26 protein-coding genes are annotated in these 25,263 nt (G+C 37.5%); 11 read left to right on the forward strand and 15 right to left on the reverse strand.

Going from position 1 to position 25,263, the window contains the following annotated elements; genetic code table 11:
• Nucleotides 1-97: 97 nt before the first annotated feature.
• The 7 genes from NKR74_RS05640 to NKR74_RS05665 all read right to left on the reverse strand — a co-directional run bounded on the left by NKR74_RS05640 (nucleotide 98) and on the right by NKR74_RS05665 (nucleotide 5,746).
• Entirely contained in the window at nucleotides 98-922 is an 825-nt protein-coding gene (locus tag NKR74_RS05640) for a metal ABC transporter permease (RefSeq protein WP_253628918.1), read from the reverse strand.
• Nucleotides 868-1,575, reverse strand: a complete 708-nt coding sequence (locus NKR74_RS05645) for a metal ABC transporter ATP-binding protein (RefSeq protein WP_253628919.1) — start codon at nucleotides 1,573-1,575, stop codon at nucleotides 868-870. The genes NKR74_RS05640 and NKR74_RS05645 overlap by 55 nt, the downstream gene beginning before the upstream one ends.
• Before the next feature lie 79 nt (nucleotides 1,576-1,654).
• Nucleotides 1,655-2,602 carry a metal ABC transporter substrate-binding protein gene (locus tag NKR74_RS05650; protein ID WP_253628920.1) on the reverse strand — a complete coding sequence of 316 codons (948 nt, stop codon included), beginning with the start codon at nucleotides 2,600-2,602 and terminating at the stop codon, nucleotides 1,655-1,657.
• 110 nt (nucleotides 2,603-2,712) lie between these two features.
• Nucleotides 2,713-2,901 carry a hypothetical protein gene (locus NKR74_RS05655; protein ID WP_253628921.1) on the reverse strand — a complete coding sequence of 63 codons (189 nt, stop codon included), beginning with the start codon at nucleotides 2,899-2,901 and terminating at the stop codon, nucleotides 2,713-2,715.
• Nucleotides 2,902-3,253: 352 nt separating this feature from the next.
• Nucleotides 3,254-3,478, reverse strand: a complete 225-nt coding sequence (locus NKR74_RS05660) for a hypothetical protein (RefSeq protein WP_253628922.1) — start codon at nucleotides 3,476-3,478, stop codon at nucleotides 3,254-3,256.
• A gap of 306 nt (nucleotides 3,479-3,784) precedes the next feature.
• Nucleotides 3,785-4,024, reverse strand: a complete 240-nt coding sequence (locus NKR74_RS24070) for a DUF3947 family protein (protein WP_375337651.1) — start codon at nucleotides 4,022-4,024, stop codon at nucleotides 3,785-3,787.
• A 432-nt stretch (nucleotides 4,025-4,456) separates the two neighbouring features.
• Nucleotides 4,457-5,746 (reverse strand): ammonium transporter, encoded by a 1,290-nt coding sequence (locus NKR74_RS05665; RefSeq protein ID WP_253628923.1) that lies wholly within the window; start codon nucleotides 5,744-5,746, stop codon nucleotides 4,457-4,459.
• A gap of 332 nt (nucleotides 5,747-6,078) precedes the next feature.
• On the opposite strand from NKR74_RS05665, the gene NKR74_RS05670 reads away from it, so the two are divergent.
• Nucleotides 6,079-7,371, forward strand: coding sequence for an alpha-amylase family glycosyl hydrolase (locus tag NKR74_RS05670; RefSeq protein WP_253631088.1), 1,293 nt, complete (start codon nucleotides 6,079-6,081; stop codon nucleotides 7,369-7,371).
• A 24-nt stretch (nucleotides 7,372-7,395) separates the two neighbouring features.
• Here NKR74_RS05670 and NKR74_RS05675 read toward each other — a convergent pair whose 3' ends face one another.
• A complete protein-coding gene (locus NKR74_RS05675; protein WP_090915756.1) occupies nucleotides 7,396-7,887 on the reverse strand; it encodes a YajQ family cyclic di-GMP-binding protein in 492 nt (163 codons plus the stop codon).
• Between the two features lie 258 nt (nucleotides 7,888-8,145).
• Between NKR74_RS05675 and NKR74_RS05680 the strand changes: the two genes are divergently transcribed.
• Nucleotides 8,146-9,000, forward strand: a complete 855-nt coding sequence (locus NKR74_RS05680; protein ID WP_098306144.1) for a CvfB family protein — start codon at nucleotides 8,146-8,148, stop codon at nucleotides 8,998-9,000.
• Between the two features lie 40 nt (nucleotides 9,001-9,040).
• On the opposite strand, the gene prsA is transcribed toward NKR74_RS05680, so the two are convergent.
• Nucleotides 9,041-9,892: a peptidylprolyl isomerase PrsA gene (gene prsA / locus NKR74_RS05685; protein WP_253628924.1), complete on the reverse strand. Its 852-nt coding sequence runs from the start codon at nucleotides 9,890-9,892 to the stop codon at nucleotides 9,041-9,043.
• Nucleotides 9,893-10,267: 375 nt separating this feature from the next.
• Nucleotides 10,268-10,399, reverse strand: a complete 132-nt coding sequence (locus NKR74_RS05690; RefSeq protein ID WP_098306147.1) for a DUF3941 domain-containing protein — start codon at nucleotides 10,397-10,399, stop codon at nucleotides 10,268-10,270.
• A gap of 98 nt (nucleotides 10,400-10,497) precedes the next feature.
• Between NKR74_RS05690 and NKR74_RS05695 the strand changes: the two genes are divergently transcribed.
• Complete coding sequence (locus NKR74_RS05695; RefSeq protein WP_253628925.1) at nucleotides 10,498-11,355, forward strand: YitT family protein; 858 nt, start codon at nucleotides 10,498-10,500, stop codon at nucleotides 11,353-11,355.
• A gap of 216 nt (nucleotides 11,356-11,571) precedes the next feature.
• On the opposite strand, the gene NKR74_RS05700 is transcribed toward NKR74_RS05695, so the two are convergent.
• The 3 genes from NKR74_RS05700 to NKR74_RS05710 form a co-directional block, all read right to left on the reverse strand.
• A complete protein-coding gene (locus tag NKR74_RS05700; protein ID WP_230575000.1) occupies nucleotides 11,572-11,769 on the reverse strand; it encodes a DUF3813 domain-containing protein in 198 nt (65 codons plus the stop codon).
• Entirely contained in the window at nucleotides 11,769-11,909 is a 141-nt protein-coding gene (locus tag NKR74_RS05705; protein WP_020059838.1) for a hypothetical protein, read from the reverse strand. The genes NKR74_RS05700 and NKR74_RS05705 overlap by 1 nt, the downstream gene beginning before the upstream one ends.
• 98 nt (nucleotides 11,910-12,007) lie before the next feature.
• Nucleotides 12,008-12,817, reverse strand: coding sequence for a Cof-type HAD-IIB family hydrolase (locus NKR74_RS05710; protein ID WP_253628926.1), 810 nt, complete (start codon nucleotides 12,815-12,817; stop codon nucleotides 12,008-12,010).
• Nucleotides 12,818-13,215: 398 nt separating this feature from the next.
• On the opposite strand from NKR74_RS05710, the gene NKR74_RS05715 reads away from it, so the two are divergent.
• Both NKR74_RS05715 and clpB read left to right on the forward strand, forming a co-directional pair.
• Nucleotides 13,216-13,395, forward strand: coding sequence for a YjzC family protein (locus NKR74_RS05715; RefSeq protein WP_035437288.1), 180 nt, complete (start codon nucleotides 13,216-13,218; stop codon nucleotides 13,393-13,395).
• Between the two features lie 158 nt (nucleotides 13,396-13,553).
• Nucleotides 13,554-16,160 carry an ATP-dependent chaperone ClpB gene (gene clpB, locus NKR74_RS05720; protein ID WP_253628927.1) on the forward strand — a complete coding sequence of 869 codons (2,607 nt, stop codon included), beginning with the start codon at nucleotides 13,554-13,556 and terminating at the stop codon, nucleotides 16,158-16,160.
• 34 nt (nucleotides 16,161-16,194) lie between these two features.
• On the opposite strand, the gene NKR74_RS05725 is transcribed toward clpB, so the two are convergent.
• Nucleotides 16,195-16,380 (reverse strand): YjzD family protein, encoded by a 186-nt coding sequence (locus tag NKR74_RS05725; RefSeq protein ID WP_098306157.1) that lies wholly within the window; start codon nucleotides 16,378-16,380, stop codon nucleotides 16,195-16,197.
• A gap of 155 nt (nucleotides 16,381-16,535) precedes the next feature.
• Here NKR74_RS05725 and NKR74_RS05730 point away from each other — a divergent pair, with 155 nt between their 5' ends.
• The 3 genes from NKR74_RS05730 to NKR74_RS05740 are packed head-to-tail and all read left to right on the forward strand — an operon-like array spanning nucleotide 16,536 to nucleotide 18,396.
• Entirely contained in the window at nucleotides 16,536-17,267 is a 732-nt protein-coding gene (locus tag NKR74_RS05730) for an alpha/beta fold hydrolase (RefSeq protein WP_253628928.1), read from the forward strand.
• 48 nt (nucleotides 17,268-17,315) lie between these two features.
• Nucleotides 17,316-18,176, forward strand: a complete 861-nt coding sequence (locus NKR74_RS05735; protein WP_253628929.1) for an NAD-dependent epimerase/dehydratase family protein — start codon at nucleotides 17,316-17,318, stop codon at nucleotides 18,174-18,176.
• 40 nt (nucleotides 18,177-18,216) lie between these two features.
• The gene (locus NKR74_RS05740; RefSeq protein WP_098306163.1) at nucleotides 18,217-18,396 is read left to right on the forward strand and encodes a ComZ family protein; all 180 of its coding nucleotides are present in this window, start codon (nucleotides 18,217-18,219) and stop codon (nucleotides 18,394-18,396) included.
• Between the two features lie 239 nt (nucleotides 18,397-18,635).
• Here the strand turns inward: NKR74_RS05740 and NKR74_RS05745 are convergent, their stop codons facing one another.
• Nucleotides 18,636-21,764 (reverse strand): efflux RND transporter permease subunit, encoded by a 3,129-nt coding sequence (locus NKR74_RS05745; protein ID WP_253628930.1) that lies wholly within the window; start codon nucleotides 21,762-21,764, stop codon nucleotides 18,636-18,638.
• Nucleotides 21,765-22,038: 274 nt separating this feature from the next.
• Here NKR74_RS05745 and NKR74_RS05750 point away from each other — a divergent pair, with 274 nt between their 5' ends.
• The 3 genes from NKR74_RS05750 (at nucleotide 22,039) to fabF (ending at nucleotide 25,189) form a co-directional block, all read left to right on the forward strand.
• A complete protein-coding gene (locus tag NKR74_RS05750) occupies nucleotides 22,039-22,911 on the forward strand; it encodes a TetR/AcrR family transcriptional regulator (protein WP_253628931.1) in 873 nt (290 codons plus the stop codon).
• Between the two features lie 78 nt (nucleotides 22,912-22,989).
• The gene (locus NKR74_RS05755; protein ID WP_253628932.1) at nucleotides 22,990-23,922 is read left to right on the forward strand and encodes a beta-ketoacyl-ACP synthase III; all 933 of its coding nucleotides are present in this window, start codon (nucleotides 22,990-22,992) and stop codon (nucleotides 23,920-23,922) included.
• 28 nt (nucleotides 23,923-23,950) lie between these two features.
• Nucleotides 23,951-25,189, forward strand: coding sequence for a beta-ketoacyl-ACP synthase II (fabF, locus tag NKR74_RS05760; RefSeq protein ID WP_253628933.1), 1,239 nt, complete (start codon nucleotides 23,951-23,953; stop codon nucleotides 25,187-25,189).
• Nucleotides 25,190-25,263 lie beyond the last annotated feature (74 nt).

The following is a 25,263-nucleotide window of genomic DNA, read 5'->3' on the forward strand; positions in this document are numbered from 1 at the left end:
CTGAGGGTCATAGCGTGTAAGCTATGACCCTCAGTTTTACTAAGTGTATATTGTAATCCGCTACTTCTGAATCGAATTACATGGAACAATATTCTTTTTATGCGCGATTAGAACGAATATATTTCCAAACCCATTGAATGCACAGGCCGCAAATTAAAAATAATACAAGGACAAGTGTAATAGTTGCCCCAGGCGGTGTCCCTAATTTATATGAAGACGTGAGTCCTAAAAACATACTAATGACGCCTATTGCCATACTAAATAAAATAGCTACTTTGAATCCTTTTACCATACGCATCGCAATAGCAGCTGGTAATATCATAAGCGCTGATACAAGCAAGGCACCTATAATAGGCATCATAACGGAAATGGTTAGACCTGTTAATACGCTAAAGGACAAGGATAGCCATTTGGTAGGTAGTCCGCTTGTAAAGGCTGTATCTTCATCAAACGTCAATACGTACAGAGGGCGTTGAAACACTAGATAATAGATTCCTACCAAGATACAAACTACTACTAAGAAACGAAGCTGTTCTTTGCTAATCGTGATAATAGACCCAAACAGATATTGTTCTACACTAGTTGAAATACCGCCCTGATTTAAACTCATTAGGACGAGAGCAAAGGATAATCCCGCTGCCATAAGGATAGCTACGGATACTTCTGAATACGTACGATAGGTATTTCTCATATATTCAATTCCTAATGCACCAATAATAATAACGATAATCGTAACTAAATTAACATTGGAATGAAGTGTTAGGCCAAGTGCTACCCCGGCTAATGAAATATGAGAAAGGGTATCCGCCATTAAAGACTGGCGTCTTAAAATCAAAAACATTCCTAATATGGGAGCTATGAGGGCAATTAATCCGCCTGCCCAAAATGCTCGCTGCATGAACCCAAAGTGAAGCATCTCCATTGTGTGTTCTCCTTTCTTTCTAAATAAATGTTTCGATCTGCATACGGCTTTACATCATCCAAGTCATGTGTAACCATGATGACTGTTCGCCCATGTTCTGTGACATGATGTCTCATCAATTGATAAAAATGATTGCGACTTTCAAAATCCATGCCGGTAGTGGGTTCGTCTAAAACTAGAATGTCTGGTTCGGAAGCTAGGACGCGGGCGATACAAATGCGTTGCTTTTGTCCGCCTGATAACTCTCCAATCTTGCTATTACGAAATTTCCACATATCGACTCCAAGTAGCGCTTGCTTAACATGTTCATGATCTTCTTTAGAAAGTGAACGAAACCACTTTCCACGAGGAAAACGACCAGATTGTACAAGCTCTAACACGGTACTTGGAAATCCTGCATTAAAGGAAGAAACTTGTTGGGGAACGTAACCAATGATAAGTTTCTGTCCTTGTTCATTTTTTTTACTGATGTTTACGGTTCCTCTCCAGGGCTTTAATAAGCCTAACATAATTCGTAACAGAGTAGATTTTGCCGCTCCGTTCGGCCCAGTCAGTGTAACAAACTCACCACTATTTATATCGAGAGAAATATCTTCTAAAATGGTTTCGTTTCCATACTTAAATTGAACCTGATTCATAGATATGATTTTCATGAAATCTGCCTTTTCCTTTCTTTAGATGTAAGTAGAAAAAGTGCGTTTTACAATCATGTAAAACGCACTACTATTGCTATTACATAATAGATTGTTTTAGTGCATCCAAGTTCTTTTTCATATAGCTAATATAGTCACTTCCCTTGGCTTGTTCTTCTTTCGTAATTCCTTCAATTGGACTTAATACAACTGTTTTTGCTCCCGTTTCATCCGCAAGGGTTTTTGCTATTTTTGGAGAAGTTACTTCCTCAAAATAAATGATCTTAATATTGTTGTCCTTTACGTACTTTTGAAGTTCCGCTAATTTGGCTGGACTTGGTTCTTGATCAGGAGAAAGACCTGCAATTGGAATTTGAGTAAGACCATATTCTTTTGCTAAGTACCCAAATGCCGCATGTTGCGTCACGAATTCTTTATGTTTTGCATTACCAAGAGTTGTTCTAAATTCGTTATCTAAATCTTTTAGCTTTGCAGTAAATTGATCTGCGTTTTTTTCGTAGTCTTGTTTATGAGTTGGGTCTGCTTCTATAACTGCTTGTTTAATATTTTCTACTTCTTTTTGGGCTAACACTGGATCTAACCATACATGAGGATCCATCGGATGTTCTTGTTCCTTATCAGTATGCTTGTCTTCTTCCTCAGCAGTTCCTTCCATAAGTGAAATACCCTTACTTGCATCTACCACTTTTATTTTTTTATTATCAAGACTTTTTAGTACTTTAGGTACCCATGCTTCCATGGAGTCACTGTTGTATACAAACACATCGGCATTTTCAATTTTAGCAATATCCTTTGGAGTGGGTTCAAAATCGTGTGGTTCTGTCCCAGCAGGAATTAACACATCTACTTTTCCATTGGATCCAACCACATTTTTAGTAAAGTCGTACATAGGGTAAAATGTTGTTACGACCTTAAGAGACTTGTCTTGTTTTGTATTGCTTTGTGACTCATTTTGTTTAGAGCAGCCCGCAATAGCGATCGAAAGGGCCAAAGCAGTTACTAATGCACCATATTTCCATTTTTTCATGATGTACTCATTCTCCTTTTTCTAAATATGAAATTTAATAAAAATAATAGTAATTGCGATTTACAGAAAGAATAATACCACCGAAGGTTAACGGTTTTTCTAATTGTCCCCTAGATATTGGAGGAATATCCTGGGTGTAATAGTTTTAATTCCATTGTGCTGTTCATGACCGCAGGGGTGATGGCTTGCTCAGGATGATTGTGACTACATGTAGAATGATGAGATGAATATACAATCGTATTTGCTCCCTTTTGTAACAATTCTTCTACAACTATATTTTCATAAGAAATGTCCATCACTTGTAATTTGATTCTTAAGTAGATTAAGAACAGATTTAAATGAAAAAATAATCTCCTTGTATAAAGCGTAATCATTTCGATTTAAATTATAGCAAGTATATAGTAATAGGTAAATACTATATACTGACAATGTCTTATGGAAATATTGCACGAATTGTAAGAACGGATTCTCGTACTATAGGAGACAGCCTAGCTGATGAGACTGACTAACGGACAAATAAAATATCTTTTGTGTCAGTTTTTCTTCTTTTCCTTAAGAGCTTGTGTGGTGAGAGCTTTTCATCAGTGGGAGATCATTTGTGGAAGTTTCACTTTATGTAAGTAAAGAAAAAAGGAAAGCAGAAGGCTTTCCTTAGAGATAGTATATTGAGCCAAACGGAATTGTCCAGAAATCAGTTGGATATATGACATGGTGATATACAACATGATGAGGCATAACATGATGATATACGACATGTGTAAAAGGAGGATCTGTTGCCATCACTTGATGAATTGCATGAAGTGTCTCTTGTGCAGCAGCATATGTGCCGGCACCCACGCCCGCTTGCCTTGCATTGTTAAAGACTGGAGTTATCATAATAATTTATAGCGCTCCTTTGTAGTAGGTGGATTCTCTATACATGTTATGTTCCATATCTAGGGAAAGAGCGTACCTTTAATCAAATTAGGTAGATTCCCTAATAAGTAGTTTTATCCCGCTATTTTGGGGCGGTAAGACCTCCACCTCCAGATTGAGAGAGAAGCGAAGAAGATAGGTGGGGGATAACTGCTGGCATGCGCCCGATTGGTGAGAGCTTTCCATTAGTGGGGGATGAAGAAAACCCCCACTAATGGAAGTTTCACTTCATTTGTATAAAGAAAAAAGGAAAGCCGAAAGCTTTCCTTAGAGATAATATATTGAGTCAAAGGGAATTGTCGAGAGAGCAGCTGGATACATAGCATGATGGGAGATAACAGGGTGATGTACAATATAATGGGGCATAGCATAATGGTGTACGACATGTGTAAAAAGAGGATCTGCTGCCATCACCTGATGAATTGCATGAAGTGTCTCTTGTGCGGCAGCATATGAGCCGGCACCCACGCCCGCTTGCCTTGCATTGTTAAAGAATGGATTTATCATAATAATTCATAGCGCTCCTTCGTAGTAGTTGGATTCCTTGTTACATGTTATGACCGCTATCTAGGGAAAGAGCATATCTTTAATTAAATTAGGTAGATTACCTAGTGAATAATTTTATGAATCCACTTCAAATAATTCGAATGTTATAAATTGAAGAAGTATATAAATGAAGAATTTAAAAAACATTGTTCAAAGTCTAAATGGATTAGGATCTATTGCAAATGTAAAATGCATTTATTTATTAATATAAAAAAATATTAACCGTTATATATCTTTTATTAATTTTAGAAAAAAGTGCAGTAATAGTGGGGGTACGAAAGGTTTATTTTCATCTTAGTGGGCAGGGGTCAATTTTTTCTATCTAGCTCTAATAATAGAAGAAAGAGGATTTCGTTATGAAATCCTCTTTTCGTCATTTCGTTTAAACACGACCTATTTGGGAGAGTTGTAAACACTTTGGTGATTTAACTTTCCGTCTAAAATATCTCCAATAAGAGGAGCTTCGACTTGTTCATACGCCCTTTCTCCGTGAAGGGAAAGATCGAGCCCCATTTTCTCTTCATGTTCATGGGCGCGAACTGGTAGGAATAAACTAATTCCTTTAATAATTGCATACGTGGCTATGGCTGTGAAGGCATAGGTTGCTCCGATTGCGAGCAGCTGTTTCCATAGAAGTGCTGCATTTCCGTAAAATAATCCGTCTGCCCCTGCACTGTTAACGGATTTTGTAGCGAATATTCCTGTTGCAATGCCGCCCCAAGTTCCGCCAATACCGTGGCAACCGAAGGCATCAAGTGCATCGTCGTAACCGAGCTTATGTTTTAAGAAATAGACTGCCATGAAGCAAAGTGCACCGCCAATTGCACCTATAATAAGGGCAGATAATGGTGTCACAAAACCACAAGCTGGTGTAATCGCGACGAGACCAGAAATAGCTCCGCAAGCAGCACCTAGTACAGTTGGTTTTGTTTGGAAGAACCATTCCGTAAGCATCCATGTAAGTGCAGCAGCTGCAGCGGCTGTATTTGTATTAATAAAAGCTGTGAGTGCAACGTCATTTAATGTTAATGTGCTACCGACGTTAAAGCCGAACCAACCAAACCATAATAATCCTGCTCCTAAGATTGTGAATGGTAAGTGATGGGGTGAAGAGTCGTGGGCATCTTTACGTTTTCCGAGGAAAATGGCTAATACAAGACCTGCCACGCCGGATGTAATATGAACAACGTTTCCTCCTGCAAAATCGAGTGCTCCGAGTTCTCGAAGCCATCCTCCTAGCCCCCAAACCCAATGAGCAACGGGATCGTATACAAGTGTCGTCCAAAGTAAGATGAAAATGAGAAAAGCGGAAAATCGCATTCTTTCTGCGAATGCACCAGAAATTAAAGCGGGAGTTAAAATTGCAAACATGAGTTGAAACATCATGAATAAGTTGTGTGGAATTGTAGCACTGTAGGCTTCATTTGGTGTGAAAGTAACATTTTGTAGGCCGAACCAATCGAAATTACCAATAAGTCCATTCCAATCCGGTCCGAATGCTAAAGAGTAACCGATAAAAATCCATTGAATGGACACGATGGCCATTGCACTATAACTGTGCATCGTTGTACTAAGTACGTTTTTACTGCGAACCATTCCTCCGTAAAACAAAGCAAGCCCAGGTGTCATAATCATCACCATCACGGTAGATAAAAAAAGAAATACTGTATCCTCCATATTCATCTTTTCCCCTCCTATAATGTTATAAAAATTAACATTGAAAGTTATATTTAGTATCATATTCAATAATTGAAAATAAATCAACAGATTTTTCAGAAAATTTAATTTGTTATGTAAGGAAATGTAACATGATAAATTTTTATTCCACATTAACGGGCAGTAAGATCCCCACTGATGGAAGTTTCACTTTAGGTAAGGAAAAGTATTGCTTTTGTGTAATCGAAATGCATGAGTATACGAGATAAGGATAAATTGTTATACTTTTCCTATAATTAGAAAAATAATTTGGAGGAAGCAATGTGAAGAGGGATTTTGGAAAGTATTTTCTATGTTTCATGTGTCTATTATTTTTATTTCAATTACCGATTCATGTGTCAGCGAAGGAAACGAGTCAGTGGCAAGATGAAATTGTGTATTCTATTATGATCGATCGTTTTAATAATGGTGATTCTAAAAATGATAAAGGGATTGATACGAATAATTTAGAAGCATATCAAGGGGGAGATATACAAGGGATTATAAAACGACTTGATTATATAAAAGAGATGGGCTTTACTTCTATTTTGTTGTCACCGCCTACTGAAAGTAGTAGTTATGATGGTTATCATCCTACTGATTTAACAAAAATGAATGAACATTTTGGAACGATGAAGGACATGCAGCAACTTGTCCAAGAAGCACACAAGCGAGAGATGAAAGTTATGCTTGAATTTGTAGTGGATAATGAAGATGAAACGGGCACTATTGAAGGTGCTAAACAATGGGTTAAGGAAACAGATATAGACGGTTACCATTTGATACATAATGAGAATGTCACGAGGTCATTTTTGAATGAAGTGATTGCAGCTGTGCAGAGTGTGAAACAAAATTTCTTTGTAATAGAGGATATGCAAAGTGAAGGAGGATTTAATCAGGCTTATCAGCAGCGTATTACGGAGGTATTTGCAAAGCCGAATATTTCTGTAAAGCCATTGTATGATGTGACGAAAATGGACGGCGATCGTATGGAAGGGACGTTTGTAGATAATAGTCAAACGGAGCGTTTTGTTAGAATCGCAAAAGAAAATAAATATTATCCACCGACCCGTTTGAAATTAGCACTTGCCTATTTATATACATCACCGGGTGTTCCGTTTATATACTACGGTACTGAAATTGCGCTAGATGGAGGGGAGGCACCGGATAATCGTCGTTTAATGGATTTTAAAACGGATGAGAAGTTTGTGCAGTATATAGAGAGATTAGGAGAACTTCGAAAAACATTACCATCTCTTCGGTACGGAACGTTTGAACTATTGTATGATAAAGATGGCATGAGTATTATAAAACGCATGTATAAAGATGAAACAACGTTTATTGCTATTAATAATACAACAGAAACGCAAAAGGTAACACTTGCTGCAAGTGAAGTTGGAGAAAATCGTGAGCTGCGCGGGTTATTAGAAGATGATATGGTACGAGAAGAAAACGGGGAATATTATCTTGTGATGAAAAGAGAAACGGCTAACGTATATGCGCTTGCAGAAAAAACGGGGTGGAACTGGTCGTTTATTTTGGCACTAGTTTGCGTTTATTTGTTGTTCATGATTTTTATTGTATTAGTGAAGAAACGAAAAAAATCCTCTTAATTAGAGGATTTTTTTCATGTACAATTAACGATAGTTTATAAATTGTACATCGATTGATAAATCAGCACCGCGCACAGCTGCGATAACTGCTTGTAAGTCATCTCGGCTTTTACCTGTTACGCGAACTTGATCGTCTTGTACTTGCGTTTTTACTTTTAATTTTAAGTCTTTAATAATGTTATTGATTTTTTTAGCGTTTTCTTTGTCAATGCCTTGTTGTAACTTTGCACGTTGACGAACTGTACCGCCAGAAGCACTTTCGACTTTTCCGTAATCTAAGTTTTTAATAGGAACTTCACGCTTAATTAATTTTGAAATAAGAACGTCTTTTACTTGATCAAGTTTATACTCATCATCAGAAGTTAAAACGATTTCCTCTTTTTCTAATTTAATATCACTTTTGCTTCCTTTAAAGTCATAACGATTTTGAATTTCTTTTAACGCGATGTTAATAGCGTTTGTTACTTCTGGAAATTCTACTTTTGAAACGATATCAAAAGAACTATCTTTTGCCATAGTAAGCACCTCCAAATTAAATTCCAACTCTTATTATAGTTAATTTTGGCGAGTTGGACAAATAAAGGAAAAAACGTGTATAATGAAACTTTGTTTGGAATGATAAAAAAATAAAGTGAAACTTCCATCAGTGGGGGTATCCCCATTGATAGTCAGTTATGTTAATTTAGTTTTATGAGCTGTTTTTACATTAAGAAACAATAAGGATACCACCCGTTAGAATAAGATAAATTTTATATAGAGAAGGGAATTAAAAATATGAAGCTACAACCAGGAGCGATTGAACAAGTAACAGTTTTACGCGAAACAGAGATTGGGTATATGGTCGGTTACGAAGAAGATGAAGTGTTTTTACATAAAAATGAAGTAGCTGGAGAGATTGAAGAAGGCGACACAATTGATGTGTTTTTATATCTTGATCACCAAGAACGAATTGCTGCAACAATGAAGACGCCGGCTATTACAACAAATGATTGGAACTGGGTTAAAGTTGTGGAAGTAAAGCCTGGTCTAGGTGTGTTTGTTGATATTGGTGTTTCAAAAGATATATTAATTCCAGCTGATGAGTTTCCGATTTATACGCCGGTTTGGCCGGAAGAGGGCGATGAATTATACTGCACATTAAAATTAACGAATCGTGGTCGTCTTATTGCTCTTCCGGCAAGGGATTCAGATATGCAAGAAATCATCGTTGATGCAACGCCATCTATGCGCAATAAAAATGTAAACGGTCGTGTGTACCGTTCTTTGCAAGTAGGATCGTTTGTATTAACGGATGAACATTTTCGTGCATTCTTGCACCATTCTGAGCGTAAAGAGCAAGTACGTATCGGAGAGCGCGTAACAGGCCGTATTGTTGATGTAAAAGAAGATGGAACAATCAACATTTCACTTCTTCCTCGTAAACAAGAAGGAATGGAAGATGATGCAGCGGTTATTTATGAGTATATGGAAAGTCGCGGCGGTGCAATGCCATTTTGGGATAAGAGTCATCCAGAAGATATTCAAGAGCGCTTTAACATGAGCAAAGCAGCTTTCAAACGTGCTCTTGGTAAATTGATGAAAGAAGAAAAGGTTTATCAAGAAGAAGGTTGGACATATTTTAAGAAATAATGACGAAACAGCCGAACAAATCTAATTTGTTCGGCTGTTTTTATGATTGTAGAGCATGTGTAAATGTATCTTTTAAGTCACTATCTTTTACTTTAATATTTGCTTTCTTTAATTCGTCTGATAATACTTTTTGGCGCCACGTATTATCTTGTATACGTTCATTTTCAATCGTTTTACGAATGGAATCTTTTACTTCATCGTATGGCTGTAATTCTTTTTTATCTGTTAATTTAATAATATGATAGCCCTTTGGTGATTTTACAGGTTCACTTATTTCACCGACATTTAATTTATAAGCAGCTTCTTCAAATTCGGGTACCATTTTTCCAGGGCCAAAGTAACCTAAATCTCCGCCGTTGTTTTTTGAAACCGTATCTTCGGAATATTTTTTTGCTAATTCCTCAAATGATGCTCCGCTGTTTAGTTGTCTTTTTATATCATTGGCCGTTTCTTCATCATTTACTAAAATCTGGCTAGCTCTAATGTCTGGTTTATACCGTGCTTTTATATCTTTTTCTGTTACAGTTTGCTTGACTGCTTTGTCGATGGCTAAGCTAGAACGAATTTGTTTTTTTAAGTCTTCTTCGTCTTTCATCCGATTACTTTCAAGAAATGTTTTGAAATTATCCCCTGCTTGATCTTTCACTTTGTTAAATTCTTTATCAACTTCTTCATCGGATACTTTGTATTTTTTAATCATAATATCTTGTGCCATCATTTCATAGAGCATATCTTTTCCGAAACGTTCTTTTAATGCTTGATCAAATTCTCCTTTTGTTACCGTACCAGCAGTTGAAGTTGCAATTGGATCAGAACTATCTTTCGGTTCGCATGCAGATAACATTAATGTGCCGAGCGTCGCTGCAGCGATAAATAATTGTCTTCGTTTCATGTAAACACCTCATCAAAAAATCGTTATTACTATTGTAGAAAAAGGAAGTGAACATGATGTGAATTTGAGATGGTTTTTTGCATAAAAAAGTACATCAACGAAAATGTTGATGTACGAGGAGGAATTATCTAAATGAAACAGAGGGTTTAAGACTGAATTATAAGAACTAAATTAGTTCTGCTAACTGTCAGTTAGAAAATTGCCTACTGATGGAAGTTTCACTTTATCCCGCATTAACGGGCAGTAAGCCCCCCACCTTAAGATTCAAAGAGAAACGAGGAAGATAGGTGGGGGACAACTGCCCGTAAAAGCCCGATTGGTTCAACTAACCATCAGTGGGGGATGAAAAAAACCCCCACTGATGGAAGTTTCACTTTATAGATGATCAGTCTTTTTGGAGTAAGCAAGTTTTCCTTGCTGTATATTTTTTTGCTGTTCTTCATTTTTTTGTGTGCGTTTGGCGTTGTTATCACGCGCTTTTTTGTCGTTGTCGCTTGTGTGAGGCATAGGATTCAACTCCCTTCATAACAGTTGTACGTTTATCATTTCCGTTTTCGTTAAGACTATGTATACAATGCAATTCATATAAAGGTGGGCTAGGGGATATGGACTTAAAACTGAACTATGGTGAACTTGTGAAAAAGTTAGTTGTTGTTATCGTTGCTGGTTTGCTGAATGCAATTGGAATGAACTTATTTTTAACACCAGCGAAAGTGTATGCCAGCGGTTTCGCTGGATTGTCACAATTACTCTCGCAAGTGTTAGCAGATTTTATGTCAATTCATATTTCGACAGGATTTCTTTTTGCTTTATTTAATATTCCGGTTGTTATTTTGGCTTGGAAAAAAGTAGGGAAGTCATTTACTGTATTTAGTTTTTTAAGCGTTGTATTTATGACGCTATTTTTAGAAATAGTGCCAGTAAAAGCGATCTCTCATGATATTATTTTAAATGCCATTTTTGGAGGAATCATTTCCGCGTTAGGGGTAGGGATTGCTTTGAAGTGGGGAGCTTCAACTGGTGGTTTAGATATTATTGCGATGATTTTATCCAGAGTAAAAGATAAGCCAGTTGGAACGTATTTTTTCTTTTTTAATGCCATCATTATTATAGCGGCCGGCTATTTATATGGTTGGGAAAAGGCGCTTTATACGTTAGTGACATTATATGTATCTTCACGTATTATTGATGCAATACATACGCGCCATGTGAAAATTACTGCATTTATTGTAACGAAAAATGGAGCGGAAGTGCGAAAGGCAATTCATGAACGATTGGTTCGAGGGATTACGACTGTTCCAGCGATAGGTGCGTTTACGAATGAAAATAAAGAAATGTTAATGATTGTTATTACTCGCTACGAGTTGTATGAGTTAGAAAGGGTTATAAAAAAAGTAGATCCAGGTGCATTTACAAACATTATACAAACGGTTGGGGTGTTTGGATTGTTCCGTAAAGAGTAATAAAAGAGGACCGTATGTGGTCCTCTTTTATTCGTTCATCTAGTCAGAGTTGCTCGGTTAAGTTTTATCCCGCTATTCGCGGGCAGTAAGCCCCCTACCTAAAGATTCAGAGAAAAGCGAAGAAGATAGGTGGGGGATAGCTGCCCATAAAAGCCCGATTGGTGAGAGCTTTCCATAAGTGGGGATGAAAAGCCCCCCACTTATGGAAGTTTCACTTTACTCCGTTGCTGAAATGCTTTGAAGTTCATCTTGCATTTCGCGTAATTGTACTCTTTCGGCAGTAGAAGAATTGGTATAAGCGGACAGTAAAGCATTTTTCGCTTTATCAACAAGTGCTTGTTGTTCGCTATGGTTTGAACAAGATACAGCTTGTGCAACAGCATCTCGTGCTTGTTGGAATAGTAAGTTACCCATTAGAACCCTCCAAGAGAAGAGTTATTTCTTTCTTTTTCTGCTTCAGCTAGTGTACCACGGTATGGGAATCTTGCATCATGCTGCATAACAGAATCTGCCCCTTGTTGTACGAAACGTTTTGACTTATTCTTTTTGCCCATTCGTAATTCCCCCTTTTAGCAGAAAAACATTGACACATTTACTGTGTCTCCTATAGTATGTGCGCTTGGCGTCATACTATAAGCAGGGAATTTTCGCCTTACAATCCAAGAACCTCCTCTAAATAAAGAGCAATTCCGTCTTCTTCGTTTGATAATGTCACGTGATTTGCTAATGATTTTAATTCTGGAATAGCGTTACCCATTGCAATTCCGTGCCCGGCAAATTCAATCATTTCAAAATCGTTATCTTCATCACCAAATGCGATGATATGTTCTTTTGGGATATTGTAGTAACTTGAAATTTTTTGTAAGCCAATTGCTTTATTTAACCCGCTTTTTACAATTTCAATAATCGGCCAAGGAGCGCCCCATTTTCGGTGATCGATTACCTCTGCATGCATATCCGTTAAATGCTGGCGGATAGAATTTGATTTTGACTCGTGTGCATCGATTAATAAGCAAGTTGGGTGTTCTTGTAAAATGTCGAGTAAATCACCTGTGAAAATTTTAGGGGAACCAAATTCGAAAATATGTTTTTTATCTGCATCAATTTGTTTTACATATACATCATCAATCACTTCCGCATAAATATTTTCTACCCCAAAATCCGTACATGCGCGAACGATTTCTTGCGCAGTAGCAAGTTCAAGCGGAGAGTGATGTGTTCCCCAATTCCTATCAAGGGGGTGATGGACGTATGCACCGTTGAAATTGACGATTGGTGTATTTAATCCAAGTTCTTTATAATATGCATGACTCGCACGAAATGGACGACCGGTTGAAATAACAACGATATGACCTTGTTCTTTTGCTCTTGCAATAGTTTGTTTTGTACGCGCTGAAATCATTTTTTGATCTGTAAGTAAAGTACCATCTAAATCTAATGCAATTAAATGTTGTTTTTTCATGCGTCTCTCACCTTTTATAAAAAGTTTTGTGTATTATATTCATCTTAATTCCTATATTCTTGTGCTGTCCACTATTTGTCACTGGTAAATGGAAAAGTCAAGTTGTTTTCTGAAAGTTCGAATAATGTTTCTTTCATTTTGTACAATTTGTGAAAAGGGTTACAATGAACAGATTATCGTGTTTATAATGAGAGTGTAATCTTCTCGTAATAAGTTGTTTGACTCTCCTTTGATACTGGTCGTTATGGCCAGTTTTTTTTGTTTCTACATATACTGATGTATCTCCTGCTAAAATGTGTAATTTCATTATATGAGCATGGTTTCCTAAACATAACAGAAAAGGTTTTCTAAAATGGGACATACTAAAGATGTAATGATGGAATGGAAGGAGAATGGATATGGGACAAAGTCATCGATTCCGAGCAGGTCAAAAAGCACCAAACGACGGCATATATGTTGAAATTGGTGAAACAGGAAGTATGGTTAAGGATCCAAAAATGGTAAAGCTCTCTGCTGGAGATAAATTTCCAGGAGTTACAAATCAAAACAGACAATGGACATATAAAAGAAGACCATAATAAATCCCGCAGTTATAAGCTGCGGGATTTATTATGGCGAAATGGATTTAAAAAATAAGCTTGTTATAAAGTCATCTTCATTGAATACAATAGGTAATTTGTCGTATAATCAAATCAAAGGTCAAAAAAAGTCAAAGTGTAAAGGAGCTGTGGCTGTAATGGACTTAAATCGAATGACGACAAAAACTCAAGAAGCGATTATGAGTGCACAATCAATTGCTACTAAGCATCATCATCAAGAAATTGATACTGTACATCTTTTAGTTGCGCTTCTTCAACAGCAAGATGGATTAGCAATCCATATTTTTCAAAAGATGGATGTAAATATAGATCAGCTTATGCAAGAGGCAGAGCGCTTGTTAAAGCGAAAGCCTTCTGTTACAGGGGGCGGCGTTGAAGCGGGGAAAGTATATGTTACCAGTGCACTTCAGCAACTGCTTGTAAGAGCTGAAGAAGAAGCGAAGCATCTGCAAGATGATTATATTTCAGTGGAACATATTCTCCTTGCGTTTTGTGATGAAAAGAAAACGAATGATATACGTCAGTTGTTTACATCGCTTCGTATTACGAAAGAAGCGTTATTACAAGCATTAACAGAAGTTCGGGGGAATCAAAGAGTGACAAGTCAAAATCCAGAAGTAACATATGAAGCTTTGCAAAAATATGGCCGTGATTTAGTAGCAGAAGTACGGCAAGGGAAAATTGATCCGGTTATTGGACGTGATAGTGAAATTCGGCGCGTTATTCGCATTTTATCGCGTAAAACGAAAAATAATCCTGTATTAATTGGTGAACCTGGGGTTGGGAAAACAGCAATTGTTGAGGGATTGGCACAGCGTATTGTCCGTAAAGATGTACCGGAAGGATTAAAGGATAAAACTATTTTTGCGCTTGATATGAGTGCGCTTGTTGCTGGTGCAAAATTCCGCGGTGAATTTGAAGAACGTTTGCAGGCAGTCTTAAATGAAATTAAAAAAAGTGAAGGGAAGATTTTATTATTTATCGACGAGCTTCATACCATTGTGGGGGCCGGGAAAACAGAGGGAGCAATGGATGCCGGGAATATGTTAAAACCAATGTTAGCGCGCGGGGAGCTGCATTGCATCGGAGCGACGACACTTGATGAATATCGGAAATATATTGAGAAAGATCCGGCATTAGAACGTCGTTTCCAGCAAGTATTAGCAGAAGAACCAACGGTTGAAGATACGATTTCCATTTTGCGCGGTTTAAAAGAACGTTTTGAAATTTATCACAGTGTTAATATTCATGATCGTGCTCTTGTAGCTGCAGCGATGTTATCAGATCGTTATATTTCCGATCGCTTTTTGCCGGATAAAGCGATTGATTTAGTTGATGAAGCATGTGCAACGATTCGTACAGAAATTGACTCATTACCAACAGAACTGGACGAAATAACACGTCGTATTATGCAGTTAGAAATTGAAGAAGCTGCGCTTAGTAAAGAAACGGACCGCGGAAGTCAGGAGCGTCTGCAAACATTGCAGCGTGAGTTATCCGATTTACAAGAAAAAGCGAGTGGAATGAGAGCGCAGTGGCAAAAAGAGAAGGAAGAAATTCATAAAGTACGGGATTTACGTGAAAGTCTGGAGCGTTTGCGCCGTGAGTTAGAAGAAGCGGAAGGGAATTACGATTTAAATAAGGCGGCAGAGCTTCGTCACGGCAAAATTCCAGCTCTAGAAAAAGAGCTAAAAGCAGCGGAAGAAGCAAATGCCAATAAGCAGGAAGATAACCGTCTTCTTCGTGAAGAAGTAAGTGAAGAAGAAATTGCAAATATCGTATCGCGTTGGACTGGTATTCCGGTTGCAAAGCTCGTAGAAGGAGAACGTGAAAAACTGCTTCGTTTAGAGCAAATTTTATCAGAGCGTGTTATCGGACAAGAAGAAGCGGTCGGTCTTGTGGCAGACGCGGTGTTACGTGCCCGTGCTGGTATTAAAGATCCAAATCGTCCGATTGGTTCATTCATTTTCTTAGGACCTACAGGTGTTGGGAAAACAGAACTTGCGAAAACACTGGCACAGTCATTATTTGATAGCGAAGAACAAATCATTCGAATCGATATGTCGGAGTATATGGAAAAACATGCAGTATCACGTTTAATCGGAGCGCCTCCTGGATATGTCGGGTATGAAGAGGGCGGACAATTAACAGAAGCTGTGCGCCGTAAACCATATTCGGTTATTTTATTAGATGAAATTGAAAAAGCGCACCCAGAAGTGTTTAATATTTTACTGCAAATGTTAGATGATGGGCGTATTACAGACTCGCAAGGACGTACAGTTGATTTTAAAAATACAGTAATTATTATGACGTCCAATATCGGATCACAATATTTACTAGAAGGATTAGGAGAAGATGGTTCTATTCAAGATGAAGCAAGAGATCTTGTGATGAAACAACTTCGCGGTCATTTCCGTCCGGAATTTTTAAATCGCGTGGACGAAATTATTTTATTTAAACCACTCACAACAAATGAGATAAAAGGTATTGTCGATAAAATTGTGAAAGAGCTGCAAAGCCGTTTAGCAGACCGTCATATTACGGTTGAATTAACAAATGCAGCAAAAGAGTTTGTTGTAGAATCGGGATTCGATCCAATGTACGGTGCACGTCCGTTAAAGCGCTACGTACAGCGTCAAATTGAAACGAAGTTAGCGCGTGAACTCATTGCAGGTACAATTACAGATCATAGTCATGTATTAATTGATGTATTAAATAACGAGTTAATTGTAGAAGTTGATTAAAAAAGAGTCCGGCTGATTACCGGACTCTTTTTTATTAATGCTGCTGTGCAGGCTCGTTTGGGATTAATGCTCCCAGTGCGACTATAAGTACAGTAAGAATTACAGAAAAAATAGACGCTTGTTGGAAATCGTATGTAACGCCTGGCGTCATAGAGCTTAGTACGTAGCTCATCATTTGCACAAGCAGGAACGACCAGATAAAGGCCCAAATTACACGCATCTTTTCACACCTCTATTCGTTCAATTTATTTTTATTGTAACATAACTCTAAAAAGAATATAAAAAAATATTTGATGTTTTTGCAAAGCAAATTGCCATTAGCATCATACATTATAAAAGAGTAAGTTTGATGTTGTGATATAAGGCGGGAGAGGTATGAGTATTACGGAACGTTTTTTCTTTTTAGAACAAGAGCCATGTGTGATTCACTTGCCGGAAAAGCCGAATGGATTCGGTATATTACTGCTAGGTGATTACAATTATTTTATTGAGAATGGTACAAGTTTATGGCTTCAGCATGCAGGTCGGTTACACTTGTTAAATGAATTGCGAAAGGAAGGTTATACGATTTTTTCTTCTAATTTATTTGGGAGACATTGGGGGAATGAACAGGCAGTTCGTTTGGCGAAGCGATTGTATCATGTTGTCATGAAGAAGGAGATTTTGAACGAAAAGATTCATATAATAGCAGAAGGAATGGGAGCGCTTGTTGCCCTGCAAATGATGAAACAATATCCAGAGTGTGTTCGATCTGTTCTCATGTTTAATCCATGTATTCACTTACCGGCACATGTTGAACTTGAAAAAGAGCACAAATTTTTTTATAAGCGGTTAATTCGTGAATTGATGCAAGCATATGATGCGACAGAATCAGATCTAGAACAGAAAATTGAAAAGAAAGCATTTCCGTATTTAGCATCATCTGTTCCGGTAAAAATATTTGTCTCTATTCAAGAAAAAAAAGAACGAAAACAGTTGCTTAGGGAATATGAAAAGAAACGTTTGCAAGAGAATTGCCCAACTTTATTATCCTTTCATCTACAAGATATAAAATATAAAGTAGCACAAAATGCGTGTCAGTTTTTTAAGTGGTATGAAGATTTATAAAGCTCCTATACATAAGGAGCTTTTCGTGCATTTGAGGAGGGAGAGAAAATGAAACGAGTAATTGTTGTTGGGGCGTTAACATTTATAGGCTATCATCTTGTGCAAAAGTTTCTTGAAGAAGAAGTTGAAGTATATGCATTTGATTTTGATAATATGAACAGTATGTCCAAGATGAATGAAGAAAAATTATGTTTAATTGGCCGTAATGCATTATTTACGTATTTTTCGTTGCGGGGTGATGAAGGATGGGCAATGTTGGAGGAAGCGGATATTAATGCTGCGTATTTTTGCTTATGTGAGCCAAATCAGCAAAAGCATTTTCGAAACGAACGTACTATATTGCAATATGTAAAGCGATTTGAGAGTTTTTGCAGAAGAAAAGAAATAAAATTAATCGTTTTATCTTCTATAGAATCGAATCAGGCTTGCAGCAATGATGAAAATAGTATGCTTTTTTCAAAAATTGAGAGAGAAGTAAAAAAGGGTGGTGCAGATTATTGCATACTACGTGTCCCGACAGTATATGGACCGTGGCAACCGTTGTTTATGACATACCAGCATTTAATTCTTTCGCAAATAAAGCAACAGACTATTTCTGTTCCCGTAGAAGAATGTGCATATGACCTATTGTATGTTGAAGATGTTGCTAGATGTTTATATGAATTTGGTCGAAAAAGGACGGGGATCAAAATATACTCTCTTTGCAGCGGGGAAGAAAATCAGTGGCAAAAGGGCATTGAACTATTACAGGAAACAGGTGAAGTTCAAATACATTATAAAGAGTGCCAAAACGGTGAGGAAACAGAGAAGATTGTTATAAATCAGATGGCATTAAAAGACGGATTACAACGTCAAATTTCTCATATAAAACAATATAAGGAGTTATATGAGGACAGCAACACATGGTAAACTAGAGAAGAAAGCTTTGATGTTGAAAGGATGAGAAAATATGAACGAAAAAAACATGCAGTTTTTACAAATCGCAATGAAACATTTGCCGGAAGCAAAGGCAATTTTAGATGATAACGGTATTGCATTGGATATGGCAAAAGCACAGCCTGTATTGGAATTATTAATGAAGGTTATGAGTGAAGCTTATGAGCTTGGGAAAGCGGACGCAGGAGAGTAATATAACTTCTATATAAATACCAATTGAAAAACCAACATAAAAACCGCTTTCTTTTTAGGTGGGCAAGAGCATCTGGCTATGCATAGAAACGGTCAGGGCCTTTTCCTGCCACATGCAAGGCTTAAAACAAAAGGAGAAAGCAAGTAGCGGTCATGTTGTATTCTCATAGAAGTGACTTACCGGTCGAAAAATGAATATGTAAAAGAGACCTTTCCGTCTTGATGGAAAGGTCTCGCTTTTTATTCGGCTACTTTATTTTTTCGTTTGAATTTACTTACTACTTCATATACAATCGGTACAATTAATAACGTTAATAGCGTAGAACTTGTTAATCCGCCGATTACTGTTACGCCAAGACCTTTGGAAATAAGGCCGCTTCCTTCAAAGCCTAATGCAAGTGGAAGTAAGGCACCAATCGTTGCGATAGCTGTCATTAAGATTGGGCGTAACCTTGTTGCACCAGCTTCTAGTAATGCTTCGCGTGTTGTAAACCCTTCACGTTCCTTATGAATGACGCGGTCAATGAGTACGATAGCGTTTGTGACAACGATCCCGATTAACATGAGGGCACCAATCATTGAAGAGACGCTTAATGTTTCACCGGAAATTAATAAGGCAACAACGGCACCGATTATTGTAAATGGAAGCGAGAATAAAATCGCTAATGGTGCAAGTGCTCCGCCGAATGTTATAACGAGAACGAAGTATACAATCGCAATTGCAGCTAACATCGCTAAGCCTAGCTGTGTAAAGGATTCTTGAATATCTTTAGATACGCCGCCCATCGAAACATCGATGCCAGATGGTAAATCCATCTTATTTACTTCTTCTTGAATGTTTCTAGAAGCTTTTGCTACATCATCTGTTGTTGGTTTTGCAGTTACTTCCGCATATACGCGGCCATCACGTCTTGTTATTGTATTAGACGTTTCGCCTTCTTTTACGGTCATAACATCTTTTACAGCCACTTCTGTGCCAAGCGGTGTTTGTATTTTTCGATTTATTAAATCATCGATGTTTTCGTAATTTTGTTTTTTAACTTCAACATACACGTTCATCTCTTTATTATCTTCTTTTACTGTTGTTAAGACAGGGCGTTCGTGAGAGCCGGAAAGTCCCATCCCTACCTGTGCAGCAGTTAGCCCAAGCTTACTTAATTTCTCTTGATCTGCGACTAATGTGTATTCATCGTATGTTTTTGCAAGGCTAGAGTCGATATCTTTTAACGTTTTATCTTTTTTCATGATATTTTGAATGTCTTTTACGACAGGTTCAATCTCTTGTAAGCTGTCGCCGTATACATATAACTTAATTTCATTACTGCTTCCGCTAGATGAGAAGTCTTGGTTTTTCCATTCTCCTTTGTCTGTCATCTTTTGCAAGTCTTTAACAACTTTTTCTTTTTCCTTCTCAAAGTTCTTTGTATCGTTTTTATATTGAACAAAGAATAATGCTTGGTTTGAGTTACCTGGACTCATCGGGTTTTCTCCGCCAAGTGAGAATTGAATCGTTTTTACATCTTTCTTTTTCTTAAAGTAATCTTCTGCTTTTGTTGCAACGCTTTCGACATCTTGTAATGTTTGTCCAGGTGCTGGATTATAAGATGTAATTACTGTTTTTTCTTCTTCAGATGGTAAGAAACTTACGCCTACAATTGGGATAAGAGCAATGCTTCCTACTAATAATAAAACCGCGATGCTAGATGTAATAATTTTATGGTTTAATACCCATTCTAGGAGGCGTTTATATCCATTAGCAAGTTTACTTGGCTGCTCTTCGTGAGTATGTTGCTGTTTTTCTTTGGTACTTTCTTTTTTAAATAAAGAATGCGCCATCATCGGAACGATTGTAATAGCTACAAGAAGAGAAGCTAATAAGGCGAAAACAATTGTCAAAGCAAACGGTAAGAATAGTTCACCGATCATTCCTTTAACAAGACCAAGCGGTAAGAAGACCGCGATAGTTACGATTGTAGATGACATAATCGGAACGAACATTTCTTTCGTTGCCTCGCGAATTAAGTCTTTTCCTTTTAATTTTTCGTTGGATAAAGCCATGCGCCGGTAAATATTTTCAATAACAACGATTGAATCGTCAACAACGCGGCCGATAGCGACGGTCATTGCCCCAAGCGTCATAACATTTAATGTAATATCCATTTCTTTTAATAGTAAAATTGCAATTAATAAAGAAAGTGGAATTGAAACAACGGAAATAAGCGTTGTTCGAATGTTACGTAAGAACAACATGATGATAATAACAGCGAAAATAGCACCAAAAATAGCTTTACTTAACATTGTGCTTACTGATTTTTCAATTGGTGCACCTTGGTCAAATGTTGAAATGATTTCGATGTCATCAAATTTCTTTTCGAAGTCATGTGCTTTATCTTTTACAGCATTTACAACGTCAACGGTATTCGCATCAGCAGCTTTTACAATTTGAAGGCTGATTGCATCTTTTCCATTTGTACGCGAGATGGACTCTGCTTTCCCAACTTGTTTAATGTCGGCAATATCTTGCAATTCTACAGTTGGAATTGCTAATCCTTGTCCCATTGCAGCGGAATTCATATTAGGCTGCTGCGCCTGAGTTGGCCCCTGTGAACTTCCTTGGTTTGTAGAAGGGATAAGCGGGATTTTCATTTCTTTTAAAGCGCTTAATGTTGTAATGTTGCCATCTACAACAACTGATTTTTCTTTATCTTTAAATGTATATAGTCCTAGCGGCATGGAAACATTAGAACCTTTAATCATATTCTTAACTGTATCTTCGCTTAGCCCTAATTCTTTCATTTTCTCTTCGTTGAAGACAAGCTGTACTTCTTCAACTTGTTGACCTGAAATTTGAACAGATGCAACACCGTCTAGTCCTTCTAAGCCTGGGACAATATCTTTTTCCACTCGTTTTGTCAGCTGTGCAAGAGACTCATCCTTACTTGTCACACTTAATGACATAACAGGAAAAGCGTTGATGCTAAGGCGAGAAACTTTCGGCTCTTTTACGCCTTCTGGTAAAGGTAAGTCAGCGAGTGCAGCTTTAATTTCTGTCTCTGCTTTTTCCATATTTTTATCAAAATTATATTCTACTTGAATAGAAGATGCGTTTTGAAAAGAAGAGGAACTTACAACGTTTACCCCATTTAAGTTTTGCAGTCGTTGTTCGATTGGTTTCGAAATCTTTTCTGCTACTTCAGCTGGAGTAGCACCAGGATAAACAGTTGTTACTGTTACAAGTGGTGTGGTAATATCCGGGATTGTTTCTAGCTTCATGCGAAGACCAGAATAGATTCCTGCAATCGTAATAATAATCGTTAATAACCAGACTGCGAACTTGTTATTTAACGAAAAGTTAATAATCTTCTTCATCTGTACACTCCTTTTTATCGAAACTGACTAATCGGTCATAATGAACAAAGTATAACTGACTGATCGGTCAATAGTCAACTGAAAGGACTGATGCAAAGTGAAACTTTCATCAGTGGAGGATTCTTCATCCCACGCCTAACTTCTTTATCTTCTCTGAATCTTGAGGGAGGGTCTTACTTCCTGCCAATAAAGGAATAAAATGTTGAGAAATACTTGCAATTTTTGACCGATGAGTCATAATGCGAATAAGAGTGTTTTTTTAGGAGAGAAAAAGATGAAGGAAAAAGAACGGTTAATTATTGAAACAGCAATTAAATTATTTGCGATGAAGGGCGTGAATGCAACGTCTATTCAAGAAATAGTAACAGAATGTGGTATTTCCAAAGGCGCATTTTATTTGTATTTTAAATCGAAAGACACTTTAGTATTGGCTACGTTGGAGTATTACTACGATTGGATGCAAAATAAACTGATGAATATTGAAAACGAATCATTACCTCCACGTGAGAAATTTGAAAAACAATTACATTGTCAGTTTTATGAATCACAACAAAAAAAAGAATTCATTATTATGTGTATGAGGGAAAATGCGCTTCCTTTTAATAAAGAAGTAGAAACATTTATGACGAGAATGAAATTAGAATCACATGTTTTTTACCAAAAAGGTTTACTTTCTATTTACGGGGAAGAGATTGCTCCTTATCTTATTGATGTAATTATTATGCTAGAAGGGATATCGCATGGATATTGGGAGTTGATTATCTTTAATAGGGGAAATGTAGATATATCATATTTAGTAAGATTTATATTAAAAAGAATGGATGATATCGTCGCGGGATTACAACGTTCAAATGACGAACCAGTGATTGGAGAACAAGAACTCAATTATTTTTTGTGCGATGCGAATGTAATCAAGGGGCATAAGGAAGAATCATTTGTAAATGAAATTATTACGTTAAAACGTACGCTAGTAGACCAATTAGGAAATGATGAATTACTAGTTACACTAGATGTGCTAGAGTCAGAAATGAAAACGAATCATCCGCGGGTCCCAGTTATTCAAGGGATGTTGTCTAACTTAAAATCGTATCCTGAATTGCATGATTTCCGTGAAAGACTTGCGTTGTATTATAAAATAACAAATTAATATTATAGACAAAAGGAAACTTATCATTTAAAATTAGTACCAAGTCATAATAATTGATATAAAACGGAGGGTTGCGATGTGAACGTAGGCATTTTAGGGATCGGGAGATATGTGCCGGAAAAGGTTGTCACAAATCACGACTTAGAGAAAATGATGGATACATCTGATGAGTGGATTCGTACAAGAACGGGAATTGAAGAAAGACGAATTGCCGATGATACAATAAATACTTCACATATGGCTGTGGAAGCTGCAAAAAAAGCACTTGAAGATGCAGGGATTAGCGGGGAAGAAATTGATCTTATTTTAGTTGCAACAGTAACACCAGATCGTTCGTTTCCAGCGGTTGCTTGCGTAGTTCAAGAACAAATTGGAGCGAAGCATGCAGCAGCTATGGATTTAGGTGCAGCTTGTGCTGGTTTTATGTACGGAATGATTACAGCACAACAATTTATTCAAACTGGAACTTATAAAAATATATTAGTAATTGGTAGCGATAAATTATCTAAAATTGTAGATTGGAATGACCGAAATACGGCGGTTTTATTTGGCGATGGAGCAGGTGCTGTCGTTATGGGTGCTGTTTCAGAAGGAAAAGGTATTCTTTCGTTTGAATTAGGAGCGGATGGAAGCGGTGGTAAACACCTTTATCAAGATGAATATGTTATGATGAATGGCAGAGAAGTCTTTAAATTTGCTGTTCGTCAACTTGGTGATTCTTGTCTTCGTGTTTTAGAAAAGGCAGATCTTACGAAAGAAGATGTGAACTTTTTAGTGCCTCACCAAGCAAATATTCGTATTATGGAATCGGCGAGAGAGCGATTAAATTTACCTCAGGAGAAGATGAGTACAACAATTTCTAAGTTTGGGAATACGTCAGCTTCTTCGATTCCAATTGCTATGGTAGAAGAATTACAAAATGGACGCATTCAAGATGGTGATCTTATCATATTAGTTGGCTTTGGCGGCGGATTAACCTGGGGAGCGGTTGCTCTTCGTTGGGGTAAATAAGGACTGAGAGAAAAGGAGTGTATTTTGTATGGAAAAAAAGCGTGTTGTAATTACAGGATTAGGAGCAGTTACTCCTGTAGGAAATGATGTAGAAACTGCATGGAACAACATTAAGCAAGGTGTATCTGGAATTGGACGTATTACACGCTTAGATGCAGAGCAATTTCCGGCAAAAGTAGCAGCGGAAGTTAACGACTTTGAAGTCGAGAAATATATCGATAAGAAAGAAGCGCGTCGTATGGACCGCTTTACACAATATGCTGTTGCAGCTGCAAAAATGGCTGTAGAAGATGCGAAATTAGAAATCACAGAAGAGAATGCTCCGCGTATCGGAGTATGGGTTGGATCTGGAATTGGCGGTATGGAAACATACGAAGAACAATTTAAAGTATATATGGAAAAGGGTGCACGCCGCGTGAGTCCATTTTTCGTACCGATGATGATTCCGGATATGGCAGCTGGTCAAGTATCGATTGCTACTGGGGCAAAAGGGATTAATACGTGCTCAGTAACAGCTTGTGCATCAGGAGCGAATTCAATCGGTGATGCATTTAAAGTAATTCAGCGCGGTGATGCGGATGCAATGATTACAGGCGGAGCAGAAGCACCGCTAACAAATATAGCATTTGCAGGGTTTAGTTCTGCTAAAGCATTAACATTTAATGAAGATCCGGCAACGGCTTGCCGTCCGTTTGATAAAAATCGCAGCGGTTTTGTTATGGGTGAAGGTGCTGGTATCCTTATCTTAGAAGAGTTAGAGCATGCACTAGCACGCGGTGCTCATATTTACGCAGAAATCGCTGGTTATGGTGCAACAGGTGATGCATTCCATATTACACTTCCAGCTCCTGGCGGTGAAGGCGGTGTTCGTGCAATGCGTCAGGCATTAGCTGACGCTGGATTACAGCCGGAAGAGATCGATTATATTAATGCGCACGGTACAAGTACAGAAGCAAATGAAAAGTATGAAACGATGGCAATTAAAGAAGTGTTTGGTGAGCATGCATATAAAGTAGCAGTAAGCTCAACAAAATCAATGACAGGACATTTACTAGGTGCAGCTGGTGCGGTAGAAGCGATTATATCTGTTAAAACAATTACAGATGGTATTGTTCCGCCAACAATTAACTATGAAACACCAGATCCAGAGTGTGACTTAGATTGTGTGCCAAATAAAGCAAGACAACAAGAGGTACGTGCTGTATTAAGTAACTCATTAGGTTTCGGTGGTCATAACGCAGCATTAGTATTTAAAGCATATAAATAATAAAAAAGAAAAGAGTGCAGATGAAAATCTGCACTTTTTTTTTTGCTTTCTTTCGCATAGTTGCATATGTATGA

It is taken from the genome of Bacillus sp. 3103sda1, assembly GCF_024159135.1.
Lineage (GTDB): Bacteria > Bacillota > Bacilli > Bacillales > Bacillaceae_G > Bacillus_A > Bacillus_A rhizoplanae.